This window comes from Cytobacillus sp. OWB-43, from assembly GCF_034651445.1.
In the GTDB taxonomy this organism is placed as follows: domain Bacteria; phylum Bacillota; class Bacilli; order Bacillales; family Cytobacillaceae; genus Cytobacillus; species Cytobacillus kochii.
Genome location: NZ_JAYEFF010000001.1, coordinates 1262733 through 1279777 on the forward strand (window position 1 = coordinate 1262733; position 17045 = coordinate 1279777).

Consider the following 17045-nt stretch of genomic DNA (forward strand, 5'->3'; position numbering starts at 1 on the left):
TTCCCCCCTTAGTTATATTCTTTATTTAATTGAGCAGCGATGATATTTTTTTGGATTTCTGATGTTCCTTCATAAATCCTCGTAATTCTCGCATCACGATAAAACCGTTCAATAGGAAAATCTGAAATGTATCCAATCCCGCCATGGACTTGTACGGCTTTATCAGCCACACGGTTATATACCTCTGAGCCGAATAATTTAATCATCGCTGCTTCCTTAATTACTTTCTTCCCTTCATCAACCATCGTAGCTACTCGGTACGTAAAAGATCGTAATGCTTCTATATCGACAGCCATTTCCGCTAACATATGAGCAACGGCCTGATGCTCAATAATTGGCACATTGAACTGCACCCGTTCTTTTGCATACGTCATTGAAAGATCTAATAATTTTTGGGCGGAACCTAAGTTTCTGGCGGCCAAACCTGCACGTCCGTTGGCAAGAATCGTTAATGCATTCACATAGCCTCTCCCTTCTTCACCCAGGACATTTTCTACTGGGACTTCACAGTCTTCCATAATTATTTCTGCTGAATGTGAACCACGAAGGCCCATTTTATGTTCAATCGCTCCTACTTGAAAACCAGGAAAACTTTTTTCTACAATAAAAGAAGTAATCCCTTTTGCACCTTTAGATGGATCTGTGACAGCCATAACCGTAAAAACATCTGCTTGAGGTGCATTTGTAATATAGTGTTTTAACCCATTTAAAATATATTTATCGCCTTTACGTACTGCCGTCGTTTTTAAATTAGTGGCATTCGAACCAGCCTGAGGCTCTGTTAATGCGAAGGCGCCTATTTTCTTTCCTGTAGCCATATCAGGTAAGTACTTCTGTTTTTGATATTCATTTCCCATTTCCACAATGCCCACTGATCCGATACCCGTATGACCACCAATCAAAGTTGTGAATCCATTATGCGTGGCACCAATTTCTTCATACAATGCACATTTGCCTACCATCCCAATGCCTAACCCACCATATTCTTCTGGAATACTTAAACCAAATAAGCCGAGCTCTTTTGCCATTTCTACAATTTTATCTGGGATGTGATCCTCTTTTTCGATCTGCATCGCAACCGCTTCCACTTCATTTTGCACAAACTCTCTAACACCTTTTTTCAACACTTCGATATCTTCACTAACTGTATAACTCATATCATCGGCCTCCCTTTATTTTTGAATATTCTCTATTTTCTTACCATGTTGATCGTATGCGTACCATCCTTTACCTGTTTTTCTACCTAATTCACCTTTTTCCACTTTTTCTACTACCGACTGTTTCGGGCGATCCACCTCTAGCCCTGTTTCTGCATATCTTTGCTTCCTTACAGCATAATTCACATCAAGACCAGTTAAATCCATTAATGCAAATGGGCCAATAGGATGACCTAAAGCCTTTTCGACTACGAAATCGATTTCTTCATAACTGGCATATCCATGTTCATATAAATAAATCGCCTCATCCATGAGTCTCGCTAAGATACGATTGGCGATGAAACCTGAAATTTCTTTTTGTAGAAGTACTGGTTTTTTTCCGATACTTTGAATGAATGTCATCGCTTGCTGTGCAACTTCCTTTGAAGTATGCGGACCTTGAACAACTTCGACAAGCTCCATCACAAGTACGGGGTTAAAGAAATGGATATTACATACACGATTTTGATAGGTTAACTTATCTATCAATTTAGAACTCACTATAGTGGAGCTATTCGTCGCAATGATACAATTTTCCGAGACAATCTTTTCTAAGGATTGAAATAATGTTTGTTTTGCCTCTAAATCTTCAATAATAGCTTCTATGATAATATCTACATCATGTAACTGATTAATTTCAGTAGTAAATGTTAAATGTTCGAAAGCTTTATCCACCTCATCACGCGAAAATCTTCCTTTTCTCACCCTCTTTTCTAACTGTGTTTCTAACACTTCTTTCGCTTTTATTAAACGATCGTTAGATATATCTTGTAACACGACATCATATTGATGAAGCGCTGCTACAACAGCAATTTGTGCACCCATTGCTCCCGCTCCAATCACACCAACTTTTTTTATATTTGTCATTCTCGTTTATTTCTCCTTTCTAATTCTTCTTTCACAAGTAATCTTTTCAATAATTTACCAACACCGTTTCTTGGTAGATGACTTCTTTCTTCGAAAACTCTCGGTACTTTATAAGGTGTTAGTTTCGTATAACAAAATGCTTTAATTTCTTCAAGATGAAGCGTATAACCTTCTTTAGCGACAAGAAATGCTTTCGGAATCTCTCCATTTTCAGAATCAGGGATACCGACTACGGCAACTTCAGCAATACCTTGATGTTCATAAAGGACATTTTCCACTTCTTGAGGATAAATATTAAACCCCGAGAAAAGAATCATTTCTTTTTTACGACCGACAATATAGAAATACCCATCTTCGTCTACTGTGGCTAAATCACCTGTAAACAACCAGCCATCTTGTAACGTAGAGGCTGTATCTTTCTCATTGTTCCAATAACCCTTCATCACTTGTGGACCTTTAATGACCAATTCACCGACCTGATTGATCCCCAAATCCTCCTGTTTTTGATCAACGATACGACAATCTACATCAGGAACAGGAATACCGATGCTCCCATGTTTATGTGTGCCATTTATTGGCGTACGGTGAGTCGTTGGAGATGTTTCCGACATACCAAACCCTTCTAAGATGGTACAACCAGTTAATTGCTTGAATTGTTTAATAACCTCTACTGGCAATGGCGCTGAACCGGATGAACATATTTTAAGAGAGTTTAGTCCTGCGAATCGTACATTTGGATGATGGATAAAAGAGAGATACATTTTAGGGACACCTGGAAACATGGTTGGTGCATATTTCTTCACTTGATTTAAAACCTCATCAACGTCAAATCGTTCAAAGAGCAAGATTCGCGCTCCTAAAAAGATGCCTACATTCATAGCACTTGTCATCGCATACACATGATAAAGCGGGGTTGCCGCTAATATCGTTTCATTTCCAAAAGCCACTTTTTGTCGATACATCACATAACTTTGGTAAACATTCGCAATTAAATTATGATGTGTAAGCATGGCTCCTTTTATCGTTCCCGTTGTTCCGCCTGTGTATTGTATAACGGCTAAATCGTTTTTAGGATCTATAGACGCTTCAGTAAATTTGATACTTCCATTTTTAAAAATATCTATCATATGATGAACGATTGAAGATACTTCCCTATTAATACTGACATTTGTGGCATACATAATATGTTCTAAATCATACACTTCTCTAATTTTCTGCAGTGCAGTGACTGATTTTTCACCAACCACTAGTGCGCGTAATGCTGTATCATGAAACACTTGCAATACCTCTCTTGATGTATAGGCTGGGTTAATTGGCACGATGATAAGACCCAGTGCAAGACTAGCATAATAGGCAGTGATATAATCTGGATGGTTTCCGAGCCATAACCCGATTCTATCCCCTTTTTTTAACCCACAACTCTGCCAATACGAAGCAAGTGCGTCCGTTCGTTTCTTCAGTTCCTCATAGGTAAGTGTTTCGTAATTAAAAATGATAGCCACATGATCTCGATAAGACTGCGCAGTTTCCTTTAGCATTTCATATAGGCCAATATGAGGTATGTGGAAATTTGGTAACCGATCTTCATAATATTTTTCCCATACTCTTTTTAATGAGAGATTACTCAAGACACATTCCTCCTTTATGTGTCACATATAGTCTTTTAATATATCTCTTGCGATAATTAGCCGTTGGATTTCATTTGTGCCTTCATAGATTTTCGTTATTCTTGCATCACGATAATACCTTTCAACAGGATAATCAGCGACGTAGCCCATGCCACCATGAATTTGCACTGCTTTGTCAGCCACTCGATTAAACACTTCAGACGCGTAAAGTTTAGCCATTGAGGATTCTTTCACAACTTTCTTGCCTTGATCGACTAAATGGGCGGCTTTTAATGTTAATGTTCTTGCTGCTTCTGTTTCTGTTGCCATATCAGCTAACATCCATTGTATTGCTTGATTCTTTGCAATTGGTTTACCGAACTGAATACGTTCATTCGCATATTTCGCTGATAATTCAATGAGTTTATCACAAGATCCAACTGCCCTTGCCGCTAACCCAATCCGTCCTTCACTTAAAATAGTTAGTGCAGCTACATATCCGAGACCCACTTCTCCTATAACATTTTCTTCTGGCACTTCACATTGATCAAATAATAATTGTGCAGTATATGAACCTTTTAAACCCATTTTTTTATCCTTTTTTCCTACTGTAAATCCAGGAAAATCTTTTTCTATTAAGAAGGCAGTAATCCCCTTTGCGCCTTTGTTTTTATCTGTAACAGCAAAGACCGTAAATACATCTGCTACAGGCGCATTCGTGATGAAATGTTTTGACCCATTAAGAATCCACTTATCTCCCTTTTTTTCTGCTTTTGTCGCAAGATTAGTAGCATCAGAACCTGCCCCAGGCTCTGAAAGGGCAAAACAAGCAATTTTTTCTCCTGATGCTAAAGCAGGTAAGTATTTTTCTTTCAAGTAAGGAGAGCCAAGCCTTACTAAACCTGTACTACCAATACCTGTGTGTGCACTAATTAAACTAACAAAACCATTATGCGTGCGACCTAATTGTTCTAATACAGCGGTTTTCCCAACCATGCCAAGACCAATACCCCCATACTCTTCTGGTATACTCATCCCAAATAATCCAAGTTCCTTCACTTGCTGAACCAAAGAATCTGGTATACGGTCTTCATCTTCAATTTGTTGTGCTAAAGGCTCTACTTCCTTCTCGACAAATTGGTGAACCATCTGCACGATTTGATCGATTTCTTGGTTTTGAACTGTGAACATAAGATCACTCCTTTGTTTGCTTTATTAATATAGATGCAAAAACCATGCCATCATTTTTAACTCATGATAAATCGTTAATGAATAGCTTTAACACAAGTTATATAGTTATTTTTTCCGCATTATTTAAATCAGCAAAAAAGTAAACGCTTACTTTTTTGATTCAAAAAAGAATAGAGTTGATTCACAAATGAATCAACTCTATTCCATACTTTTTAAGCTTTCTTGAAATTGTCGGCTGGCTTGTATGCAAAGCGGATGCGAGCTCATAGGTTGTTGTACATTTTTTTAAAGCTTTCATAATAGCTTTTTTTTCTGCTGCTTCTACTACATCCTTTAATGTCTCTATTTTTTCATTTTCATATGGAAAATCTATTTCTCGCTGATATTCTGGTGGAAGATCATTCATTGTAATGATAGACTCTTGTGAGACAATAACCAATCTCTCAATTAGGTTGGCTAATTCACGAATATTGCCTGGCCATTGATAATGATATAAAAATTTTTTTACATCATTATGTAGATCTTTGTTGAAATGATACTTTTCGTTCGTCTGTTTTAAGAAATATTCGATTAGAGGATAAATATCCTCCCGCCGATCCTTTAAAGAAGGGATTTCAATGGTAATCACATTTAATCGATAATATAGATCTTCGCGAAAAAGACCTTTATTCACCATCTCTTTTAAATCTCTATTGGTCGCAGCAATGAGCCTTACATTTACATTCTTCGTCTTCGTTCCGCCTACCCGTTGGATTTCCTTTTCCTGAATAACTCTTAACAATTTGACTTGTGAAGCCAACGGTAATTCCCCAATCTCATCTAAAAATAAAACCCCTTCATCGGCTAGTTCAAACATCCCTGGTTTCCCTTGTTTATCTGCACCTGTAAAAGCACCTTTTTCATAACCGAATAACTCAGATTCAATTAATTCTTCTGGAATCGCACCACAGTTTAATTTAATATATTTGCCCTTCATTCTTCTATTGCTTGTTTCGTAAATATATTTAGCAAGAACATCTTTTCCTACGCCTGTATCACCAAGAAGAAGAACTGTGGCATCCACATTAACAATCCTTTCAGCGGTTTCGTATACATGCTTCATTTTTTCACTTTCTATGACAATCGATTGCTGATGTATGTTAATGTTTTGTTTTAACCTTTCAATTTCTTGACGGTAAGAGAGGTTTAATTTATTTGCTTCTTTTAGAGCATTTTGTAGTTCTATCAACTGTGATAAATCTCTAATATTTGTGACAACACTTTCTACTTCACCCGTATCGTCAAAAACTGGACTTCCTGTAAGAAGCAGCGACTCATTGCCAGCTCGATTAAATTGGACATGTGAAATCGTTTCTTTCTTTTCTATCACCCTTTTCGTTAACGAACTCTCGAGAATTCCTCTTTCAATTAAAGCATCGACCTTTTTGTTCATATAATAGTCTTTTGGGATCCCTGTAATTCTCTCCATTGCGGAATTGGTTAAAATGGTATTACCGTTTCGATCGGTTAAATAAATACCATCGTAAGAGTTTTCTATTATTGCTTCTAGTAGCGTATTTGCCTTCATCAAGTCACTTACTTTATTCATTAATTGAGACAATTCGGAAGATAGAATCCCTATATATAAGTAGTGATGTTGTCCTGATTGACTTCTGATAAACAGAAGAAAATCTTCATCCGTTAAAAAGGCAACCTTTATCTTTTCATTACCATACGCATTCCATCTAGGAAATAGGTCGTCAATATATGTAGAAGGCTTCCCTTTTATCAAGATACGTAATGATTCGCTCATCGAAATAATCTCACCAGTGAGCGTTGTCTCTACTGTCAATAAAAGACTACGATTCTTTACAATCATCTACTATCTTCACCTCTTCACATGGTAAGAAAATAGAGGAAATAATTTCACTATATTTCCTCCTAGCTTGGAACGTGGATTAACTATTCGTATCGGCGGTTTTCTTTGTGTGTTGATCAAAAAAAGAGAGAACTTCTTCAAACACAAGCTGCTCATTTTCTTTTTTAGAAAATCCATGTCCCTCATCTTGTAATAAAATATACTTAACTTCACGTCCTTTTTCCCTCAATGCTTGCACAATTTGATCAGATTCCTCTTTCACTACACGGGGATCATTTGCTCCTTGAATAACGAGCATCGGTTTAGTCATAGCTTCCAAATAAGTAATAGGGGAATATTCAGTGAGTTTTTCCTTATCTTTTATGGGATTTCCAACCCATTGATCCATAATCGGTTTCCAATCTTCTGGAACTGATTCTATAAACGAAAATAAATTAGAAGGTCCGAAGATATCGACCACCACTTTAAAATAATCTGGATGTCTACCATGTAAAAGTAGTGCCATATATCCGCCGTAGCTTCCGCCCATTAATAGAATGTCACCTTTCTTTGTATAACCTTTTTCAATGAGCCACTCTATACCAGCTATATTATCTAACCTAGGACCATCTCCCCAATCACCCTCTACCATTTTCATAAAGGACAGCCCATAACCCGTTGACCCTCTAAAATTAGGGGCAAAGATGCTATATCCATGATTGATAAGGAACTGAAAATAGGAACGAAAAGATTTTCTCTCTGCTGCTTGGGGTCCACCATGTGGCCAAAATATAACTTCGCCATTATTTACCTCTTTATTTGCTTCAAACCATAATGCTTCAATTTCTAAACCATCAAATGAAGGATAGTAAATCGTTGTCGGCTCGACAAGCTCTGATTCTTCCACACCTGGTACGTGATATTCAGTTAACTGCTTCCACTTTTCACCCTTTTTGAATTGATAAATATTATGCGGTTTAATAGCGCTTCTTCCTAAAAGATATAAATTTCCTGAGTCATGAACAACTAATTTTTCAATGATATCACAAGGGATTTCTATCTTTTGTAAGGTATTATGATCTAGTGAATAAGCATAAAGAAAATCCTCCACTCCTTTTTCGGAAGTTAAATAGATGATGTGATTACGCTTATCATAATGAATGGAAGAGAAACTTTCATGGTCAAGCCCGATGACTTTACGAAATTGCTTTGTCATGATATTAAATTCGGCCAAATAAGTGAAATTTTCTTTAAAGTTGGTGATCAAATAAATCGTGTCTTCCGTAGTAAACAAAGATCCAGTTACAGTATGCGCCTCTTCCTCTTTTTCAGTTAAACAAAGCTTTTCACTTTCCGTATGTACATAAGAGAGAGAATGCGTATTGGCATATACAGTAGATGAAATATAACTCTCTTCATTTGGACTCCAACTATCTAGAAAGGTCATACCTTCTTTACCCTCTAGGAAAAGTTCTTCTTTCTCCGTTTCTATATGATATCTATAAACATTTAAATAAGTTGGATTATCTTTACCCGAACTATAATATAAATATTGGCTATCTTTTGATAATAAGGGATTAAAATTCCTCGTTTTTTCATTATTGATTAGTTGTTTCAATTTCCCACCACTTGGATGGACTGCATAATATTGCGCACACTCATCCCCATCATGATCAAAACCCGCAAGTATAAACTTGCTATTTTTATCATAGAGGAGACCCATGCACACTTGATTTTTGAATGTTAACTGAACTGGAAATTGTTGCGGCAAATTCATTGCCCATAAATTATAGTAGCCATTTAAATTTGTACTAAACACAACTTGGGACTCATCGGAATTGACGACAAAATCATTAATGCTTAACGTTTTTAAAAACTGATCCATCTCAGGTTTTGGAAATTGAATCATAGAGTTGCCCTCCCTATTAATAGAGTATTCTTATTATTCAGTATACCATACTCTGTTTTACCAATTAAAACCAAACAAAAGCGAACATAGTATGACATTTTTATTTCAAATCTACTTGTTTGCAATAATTTCTCTATAACTGCCCAAAATACCGATAGGAGGAATTACAAATGAGCCTTCTCTTTTTTATATTTTTTTCTTTCTTGTGATTGAAAAAGGTTCAATTGGTCATTCTGTTAATGCAGCGTGTTTACTTAAACTTCCTTCATTATAAATGTAAGGCAAATAGAAAGAGGATACTAACTATGATCAGACTATTTGGAGGACGAATTTTCAAAACAGGCATTTCTGTCTTTATTACTGCATTTCTATGTCAGCTATTTACATGGCCACCAACCTTTGCAGTCATTACCGCTCTCGTTACGATTGAGCCTACGGCGAAAGAATCCATTCGCAAAGCACCAGCTAGATTTCAAGCTTCTTCTATTGCAGCTTCTTTCGCCGTTTTATTTACCTTTATCTTTTCAGATAGTTCGTTGGCTTACGCTCTAACAGCCGTTTTCACTTTGATGATATGTACGAAGTTAAAACTAGAAGATGGCCTACTTGTTGCCGCTTTAACCGGTATGGCCATGATATCAATTGTCCAAGAAGCTTATATGGCAACATTGTTAATGAGACTTGGAGGTACAACACTTGGTTTATTAATTTCAACTTGTGTAAATATATTTATTTTACCCCCGAATTATTTACTAAAAATAAGCAAAACGTCTACTCAGTTAATGAATCGTATGGAAAATATTCTTGTATATGTGACGAACAACATCAAACAAGGAAATAGCAGCAGAAACGAGATCAAACAAGTCATTGCAAAGATTGAGGAAGAAATAGCACATTACCAACAGCTGATACAATATCAAAAAGATGAATGGCGCTTTCATAAATTTTCTAGGAAGGATGTATTTTACCTAAGGCAGAAAGAAAGGCATTTAAATATCCTAAAACAAGCGTTCATCCACTTATTCCAGCTTGTAAACCTTTCTTTGAAAGAGCTTACACCATCACCTTACTTAATGAGATTATTGCAAGATACTATACTGCATCTGAAACAGCCATCAAAGCAACCTAATGAAGAGGACTATTTTCATTTAAGAACACAATATACATTGAATGACAACCACCTTAAAATTGAAGAAAATATGCTCGCCATACAACAACTCATCATGCAGTATCAAATGAATGAAGAAAAGTTAAGAAAACTAAATGAGAGAATAATTAATGTAGAAAATACGAGTATTTAAGTATTTTTTTGAGCGTAGTGTGTAGAAGAGGATTTTATTTTGCAGCGTTATTCAAAATTTGAGCTGTGGTTATTAACTGTTATTTTCTGTTTTGCAAAGGAACTATTACTTATACGGCGCTCTCATTCTTGGGGTTTCGTCTGAGAGCAGCGATTCTCTCATTTAGGATATTTTTATTCTGGGGGCTTTTTCTAAAAGCAAGAATTCGCCCTTATATCACTCTTCTTACAGTTTTAGAAACAAATGAAATTACATTTCAACAAAAAACCACAGATTACTTAATCTGTGGCACTACTTTTCTATATTTATATTGTTCAACATTCATTGCATAGTGTGTATCCTGACACCTTATATCCTTTTCTTCTAAGAAATCGAATGCTCATGTTTTTTTCTATTTTTGATGAAGCAATAACGTGTACGCTCTTTCCATCGATTTCATGATAAAAGCGATGGAGATAAGCAATTGGTATATGCAGACGATGATGAGCCTGATCTACTTTTTCATTATAGTCTCTCACATCAACAATCCGAACATCACTATCATGATTGTCTTGTAACACTTGTGCCTTCACACCTAATACCGGCAAATATCTACTATATATAAAAGTCAAAAGTAAAATGATTAAGAGTATACTAATAAACGTAAGCATTTTTCCCCCTAGGATGTTATATTCACCCTCATATTCTATACCCCTATCGGTATGAAGTCAACAAGAAGAACTCACCATCCACCTATCAATTTCTAAGCGTCATTTATTTTTTCTAAAACCTACAGCTGAAAGCTATTTTTTAATATCACTTTCATGTTTTGTAAAAGTAAGTAATAAGAAAAGAACAAAGCTAATCAATAGGATACTTCCTCCAACAATATAAAAAACCGTATTAATCATCTCTGGCATAAAACCTGGCTTAAAGATAAACATAGCCATTCCAGCTGTTAAACCAATGGTGCCGATAATGGCACTAGTGACATGTAATTTTGCAAGGAATCTTAGCTTTGGAGTAAATAATTGATAATATACCGCCCATGCGAAAAGTGATAGCCAGCCAACAACTAAACTATGAGCATGGATGGGTTTGAAAGCATAACTACCTGCTCCGGCCATATGTGATCCTAGAAAAGCACCTATCACTGCAAAGATAGCAGAAAACCTGAGTAATATTTTGCTAAATTTATTCAATTGACACTCACCCTTTTCATCTTCATTCATTTGATTTTATTTTGTCATCATATGTCCTATCTCACCTTTTATGACTGACAAAATAAGGTTATAGAATGAATATGAACGGAGTATGAACAATGGTTTACAATAGAAATGTTTTACTAATTCGATTGTTTTGGTAGCATAATTGTAAAAATCGTTCCTTCTCCTTCTTCACTTTCAACTCGCACTTCTCCTTGGTGAAGATCTACGATTGAATAAACAATGGAAAGTCCTAAGCCAGAACCAGCAATGGAACGATTTCTAGAAAGGTCGGAACGATAAAAACGATTGAAAACCTTTTTCATTTCCTCCTGATTCATCCCAATACCATTATCCTGAAATTGTACTTTTATCCAGCCCCCTTCTTCTTTAAGAATAATGGAAATATCCCCATTTTCCTTTCCATATTTAATGCTATTTGTGAGTAAATTTTCCCAAACAGAATAAAGCAAGGAGGGGTCCCCTTCGATCATACATTCAGGCAATGAATAACTTAGCATCATGCCTTTGTCTTCTAAATGCCACTGATATTGTTTAATCACTAACTTTATTTGTTCACTCATATTAAATAAAACGATATTCACCATATCTTTCCTATAGTCGATAGAAGATAATAATAACAATTGATTTGTTAAAACAGACAAACGGGTTACTTCTTCTTCCATCATAGTCATTTGATTCATTTCTTCATCTGTTCTTTTCTTTTCCTTAAAAAGATGTAAGTAACCTTTTATATTTGATAAAGGCGATTGAATATCATGTGAGATATTTGTAATAAATTCTTTGCGCATTTCATTTGCTGCTTCTAATTTTTTCGTCATTTTCATAAAACTTTGAGTAAGAGAACCAATTTCATCTTTTCTATTAGTATGTAACTCAATACTGTACTCTCCATTAGCAATTACTGTTGTTGCTTCATTTAACTTTCTAATCGGCTTTACAATATACTTTGTACTGATGAACACGAATAAAATACTTAATAAGAGGATACCAATCAATAACCAAGCAAACATAATGTGCATTTCGCTAAATAAAAGGGAAATGTCAGGTCTGAGAAAAAGAGCATACTCCCTTCCTTGATAAGTAAATGGTACACCGACAGTATTTTTAAGTTCGTTAGCAAAAAAACCGGTCACAAATGTAGCATGTGGAAAGAGATTAATACCGTGATAAATCCGACCATTCAAGACTTGTTGAACAGCAGCACTACTTAAATTATGTTCGCGATACTCCGCTCCATAAAAAGATTCCTCTCCAAGACCATCAGTTACAAATATTTGATAACCAAAAGAGCTGATATGCGTAAGATATAGTTCCTTATTGATTTGTGGATTCTCCTCCATGAAGGTAATAGTAGCTTTCGCCATTTCTGTCACTTTGGCATCGTTTTTGGGCTTTAATGTTTGTTGATAATATGCATTGCTCAAAATAAATGAAATGACACTGCTTAGAAGCATAATACAAATGGTTGTGAGAGCAATTTTTGAGTAAAGTGTTTTCATTTGGCTATCTCCAATGAATAACCGATACCACGAATCGTTTTTATTATTACATCCACCTCTAACTTAGATAAGCGGCTACGTAAACGTTTAATATGTACATCAACGGTCCTTTCATCCCCAGAAAAATCAATGCCCCAGATTTGTTCAATTAATTGCTGTCTACTGTACACTCTATTTTGGTTAGCGGCCAGAAAATATAATAACTCAAATTCCTTCAGTGGTAATAGATAGGTTTTATTGCTCACTTCAATTTCATAGCTTTTTTTATTGATATATAATCGGTCGAGCTTGATACTCGTTGTTCCTACCTTACCATATCTTCGTAATAAAGCATTGACACGGAATAATAACTCTTTCGGCTCAAATGGCTTTACCACATAATCATCTGTACCGACTGAAAATCCCTTTGCTTTATCATCTAATTGTCCCTTTGCCGTAAGCAGGATAATCGGGAGGTCAAAATCCCTACGAATCGTTTTTGTTAGTTGATAGCCATCCATGTTCGGCATCATTATATCCGCAATAACAAGATCGACTACTTCCGTTTCTAATATTGCCATCGCATCCTGTCCATCTTTTGCCTCAGTGGTGTGATAGCCTTCTTTTTGTAAACTATCCTTCATTAAATAGCGAACATGTTGATCATCATCAACAATTAAAATTTTTCTCACAAGAAACACCTCTTCTTCTTAAAGCTTATCATTTCTTCAATTATTAAGAAGAAATAATAAACCTTGCATATGATATGCAAGGTTTATTATAAAACTTATAATTCATCAAATCCATTATCGACTTGATTCACTTTTGTATATTGTCTTGATTTTTGTTCGAAGAAATCAGATTTGCCTTGATCTACCTCTTCATAAGCAACAATCCAACGGAGTGGATTTTTACGAAATCCTTCAAACGGTCGTTCAAATCCTAATTGATTACTGCGGACATTGGCATAAAATTTGATGTATGCTTCAAGGTCAGTAATAAGAATACCATCCATTTTATCACCGATTACCTCACGTGCCCATTCAATTTCGAGATCTGCAGCTTTTCTAAAGGTATCTTTTACAAATTGTTGCAATTCTGGTGTGTTTAATTCAGGATGCTCGTTTAAGATTTCTTTAAAGATTTTTACAAACAAATCAACGTGAATTTGTTCATCACGATTAATATAGTTAATCATCGTTGATGTAGATACCATTTTTTGATTTCTCGCTAAATAATAGAAGAAAGCGAAACCGGAATAGAAGAATAAGCCTTCTAATACTACATCATAAACGATTGATTTTAACATATTTTCCGCCGTCGGTTCTTTTACAAAATCTTTATAACCATTTGTAATAAAATCATTTCGTTCTCTTAATGTTGGTTCTGTACGCCAATAATCGAAGACCTCATCTTGCTTACTTTTTGAAACGATCGAAGAAAGAATATAAGAATACGAGTGATTATGAATAACTTCTTGTTGTGCAAGAATAATCATTAACGCTGAAAGACTAGAATCTGTTAAATAATCTGCTGTCTTCCCAGCATAGTCAGTTTGAATGCTATCTAGTAACGCTAGTAAACCGATAATCTTTAAAAAGGCTTCTTGTGCGTCCTCAGATAACTCAGGGAATTGCTTAATATCTTGAGACATATTAATTTCAAATGGTGTCCAGAAATTAGATAACATCTTTTTATATTTAGGGTAAGCCCAGGAAAATCTTACATCATCCCAGTTTAAAACGTTCGAACATTCTCCATTAATAATACCTGTTGAACGGTTTGGTGCTTCATGATTCATAATGGGACGTTTATTTAAAGTGTTCATTTATTTCATTCTCCTCTCGGTGAAATCAGCTAGAGCATGATTCACAATCTTCAATATCTGTGGAAGTAGAACGTAAATAATACGTTGTTTTCAGCCTGTTTTTCCATGCCGATACGTGAAGATCTAATAATTCTTTAGCTTTAATCGTATTTTTAATATAAAGATTAAATGACACTGCTTGGTCAATATGCTTTTGACGTTTCGCATTTTGAGCAATGCTCCATTTTTGATCGATATGGTAAGCAGATTTATAGTACCACGTAGTTTGAGCGTTTAGGTCTGGTGCAGTTACAGGAATACGATAGTCTTTTTTCTCCTCTGAGTATTGCTTGTTGAAGATTGGATCAATACTCGGTGTACTACCTGCAATTAATGCAGTTGACGCATTTGGTGCTACCGCTTGTAAATAGCCGTTTCTAATTCCTTTTGCTCTCACTTTTTCCATTAGTCCTTGCCAATCAAGTTCGCTATCAGCATTCAGGTAATCTCTTTTTTCGAAATAGGCACCTGTTTGCCAATCTGAACCATTGAATGCGGGGTAGGCTCCCTTTTCCTCAGCTAGATTCATAGAACTTTCAATTGTTAAGTAAGCAATTTTCTCGTAAAGTCGGTCTGCAAATTCTAATGATTCAGGGCTTTCCCAAACGACCTTATTAGTAGCTAATAAATGATGCCAGCCGAAAGTACCTAAGCCAATCGCGCGATATTTTTTATTCGTTAACTGCCCTTGGATAACAGGGATTTTATTAATATCAATTACATTGTCCAGCATTCTTACTTGAATAGGAATCAATCGTTCTATGACTGCTTCATTCACTGCTTTGGCAAGGTTAATAGAAGACAGGTTACATACGACGAAATCTCCAGGTGTTTTCTCGATGACAATTTTACCATCTTTTGTATACTCTTCTTCTCTTGTTGTTACACTTTGATTTTGAACGATTTCAGTACAAAGATTTGTACAATAGATCATACCTGCATGTGCGTTTGCATTCATACGGTTCACTTCATCCCGATAGAACATAAATGGTGTTCCAGTTTCTAATTGACTACGCATGATAGACTTCATAATATCGATAGCAGGAATTTCCTTCTTCGATAGCTCTTCATTATTGACGCATTCTAGATATTTCATTCTAAAAGTACCTGCACCAACTTCTTCATCATAATAATCTTCTAGTGAGAAGCCCATTTTTTGTCGAACCTCATGTGGGTCAAATAAATACCAGTTACTACGCTCTTCTACTTTTTCCATGAATAAATCAGGTAGACATACACCGGTAAATAAATCATGTGTACGTAATCTTTCATCACCATTATTTAACTTTGCATCAAGGAAAGAGAAGATATCCTTGTGCCAAACGTCTAAATAAACGCTAATTGCCCCTTGTCTTTGTCCAAGTTGATCGACACTTACAGCTGTATTATTTAGTTGTTTCATCCATGGAAGCACCCCAGATGAAGCGCCTTTGAACCCTTTAATCATACTACCTCTACTACGAATCTTACCTAAATAAACGCCGATTCCACCACCATTTTTAGATAGTGCAGCAATGTCTGTATTACTGTCATAAATTGAATCTAGACTATCATCAACTGTTTCGATAAAGCAGCTAGATAGTTGTCCCCAATTCTTACCTGCATTAGATAAAGTTGGTGTAGCTACGGTCATAAATAAGTTACTCATTGCCCAGTAAGCTTCTTTTACTAATTGCAGCCGATTTTTTTCTTCTTGATGCATAAGAATCATTGCAATAACCATCCAGCGTTCTTGAGGCAATTCAAAAATCCTCTTTTGGCGATCTTTTGCTACATAACGATCCGTAAGCATTTTGATCCCGAGATAAGTAAAGAGCTGATCTCTTTCAGGGACAATTTCTTTGCCTAATTCATCAATTTCTTCTTTTGTATAACTAGATAATAAAATAGGACTATAAATATCAATATCACTTAATTGTTGAATTAAAGAATGAAAATCACCATAAGCCTGACCACTGTACCCTCGGTTCTCAGCTGCTTGTTGATAAATCTTCTTTAAATATAAATGGGCAGCCACATATGTCCAATCAGGTTCATTAACATTTATGTAAGAAAGACATTCTAGTATTAACTGATCGTAGAAACTATCTAACTCTAAGTGATTTAATTGATCTGCACGCTTTTCTAACGCACTAATTGGTAAGTTGTTGAATTGTTGATATAATTGTTCAAAATTGACTGTCGTATCAATCATTGTTTTCAAATTCCTTCCTCCTTCAAACTATTTCTATCAAATTTAGGCATAAAAAAAACCGCCCCAGTTACACCTTGAGCGGATCAAACGACAGTATAAATACAAGTGTACAATACACTCTTTTCATCAACTGTCGTTTCATCTTCTCAAGCCCCGAAGAATTGAAACTTTTGATTAAGAAGGCAGGTATCCTGGCTTGTGTATCAATCTACTAAGAGCCTTCCCATTCTTTCAAAAGAACAGTGGTTTCCTCTTTTCGTCACACTTACAGTTGCGGGTACAGCTCCGGCTTATCCGGATTCCCATTTTAAGTCCATTTGGACTCCTTCAACCAATTACTATATGTAGTTGTTAAGAAGTAAAAAAATAACTATATATTGTATCTGAGAT

General features: G+C 35.7%; 13 protein-coding genes and 1 riboswitch. Of the genes, 1 reads left to right on the plus strand and 12 read right to left on the minus strand.

Annotated elements, in window-relative coordinates; all coding sequences use genetic code 11:
- Nucleotides 1–8 precede the first annotated feature (8 nt).
- The 6 genes from U9M49_RS06105 to U9M49_RS06130 form a co-directional block, all read right to left on the minus strand.
- Nucleotides 9–1157 (minus strand): acyl-CoA dehydrogenase family protein, encoded by a 1149-nt coding sequence (locus U9M49_RS06105; RefSeq protein ID WP_307313393.1) that lies wholly within the window; start codon nt 1155–1157, stop codon nt 9–11.
- Between the two features lie 15 nt (nt 1158–1172).
- Entirely contained in the window at nt 1173–2063 is an 891-nt protein-coding gene (locus U9M49_RS06110; RefSeq protein WP_307313390.1) for a 3-hydroxyacyl-CoA dehydrogenase family protein, read from the minus strand.
- Nucleotides 2060–3691: a long-chain fatty acid--CoA ligase gene (locus tag U9M49_RS06115; protein WP_322909493.1), complete on the minus strand. Its 1632-nt coding sequence runs from the start codon at nt 3689–3691 to the stop codon at nt 2060–2062. Before U9M49_RS06115 ends, U9M49_RS06110 begins: the two co-directional genes overlap by 4 nt.
- Before the next feature lie 21 nt (nt 3692–3712).
- Nucleotides 3713–4861 (minus strand): acyl-CoA dehydrogenase family protein, encoded by a 1149-nt coding sequence (locus U9M49_RS06120; protein ID WP_322909494.1) that lies wholly within the window; start codon nt 4859–4861, stop codon nt 3713–3715.
- 181 nt (nt 4862–5042) lie between these two features.
- Nucleotides 5043–6719, minus strand: a complete 1677-nt coding sequence (locus U9M49_RS06125; RefSeq protein ID WP_095372971.1) for a sigma-54 interaction domain-containing protein — start codon at nt 6717–6719, stop codon at nt 5043–5045.
- 79 nt (nt 6720–6798) lie between these two features.
- A complete protein-coding gene (locus U9M49_RS06130) occupies nt 6799–8607 on the minus strand; it encodes a S9 family peptidase (protein ID WP_095372970.1) in 1809 nt (602 codons plus the stop codon).
- A gap of 305 nt (nt 8608–8912) precedes the next feature.
- Here U9M49_RS06130 and U9M49_RS06135 point away from each other — a divergent pair, with 305 nt between their 5' ends.
- Nucleotides 8913–9908 carry an aromatic acid exporter family protein gene (locus tag U9M49_RS06135; protein WP_157733956.1) on the plus strand — a complete coding sequence of 332 codons (996 nt, stop codon included), beginning with the start codon at nt 8913–8915 and terminating at the stop codon, nt 9906–9908.
- Nucleotides 9909–10222: 314 nt separating this feature from the next.
- Here the strand turns inward: U9M49_RS06135 and U9M49_RS06140 are convergent, their stop codons facing one another.
- The 6 genes from U9M49_RS06140 to U9M49_RS06165 form a co-directional block, all read right to left on the minus strand.
- The gene (locus tag U9M49_RS06140; RefSeq protein ID WP_095372968.1) at nt 10223–10558 is read right to left on the minus strand and encodes a hypothetical protein; all 336 of its coding nucleotides are present in this window, start codon (nt 10556–10558) and stop codon (nt 10223–10225) included.
- A gap of 132 nt (nt 10559–10690) precedes the next feature.
- Complete coding sequence (locus U9M49_RS06145) at nt 10691–11089, minus strand: hypothetical protein (protein WP_322909495.1); 399 nt, start codon at nt 11087–11089, stop codon at nt 10691–10693.
- A 143-nt stretch (nt 11090–11232) separates the two neighbouring features.
- Entirely contained in the window at nt 11233–12615 is a 1383-nt protein-coding gene (locus U9M49_RS06150; RefSeq protein ID WP_322909496.1) for a HAMP domain-containing sensor histidine kinase, read from the minus strand.
- Nucleotides 12612–13286 (minus strand): response regulator transcription factor, encoded by a 675-nt coding sequence (locus U9M49_RS06155; RefSeq protein WP_322909497.1) that lies wholly within the window; start codon nt 13284–13286, stop codon nt 12612–12614. Before U9M49_RS06155 ends, U9M49_RS06150 begins: the two co-directional genes overlap by 4 nt.
- Nucleotides 13287–13381: 95 nt before the next feature.
- Nucleotides 13382–14422, minus strand: coding sequence for a ribonucleotide-diphosphate reductase subunit beta (locus U9M49_RS06160; RefSeq protein ID WP_095372965.1), 1041 nt, complete (start codon nt 14420–14422; stop codon nt 13382–13384).
- A 25-nt stretch (nt 14423–14447) separates the two neighbouring features.
- Nucleotides 14448–16655: a ribonucleoside-diphosphate reductase subunit alpha gene (locus tag U9M49_RS06165; RefSeq protein ID WP_307313745.1), complete on the minus strand. Its 2208-nt coding sequence runs from the start codon at nt 16653–16655 to the stop codon at nt 14448–14450.
- A 163-nt stretch (nt 16656–16818) separates the two neighbouring features.
- Nucleotides 16819–16999, minus strand: a riboswitch (cobalamin riboswitch).
- Nucleotides 17000–17045 lie beyond the last annotated feature (46 nt).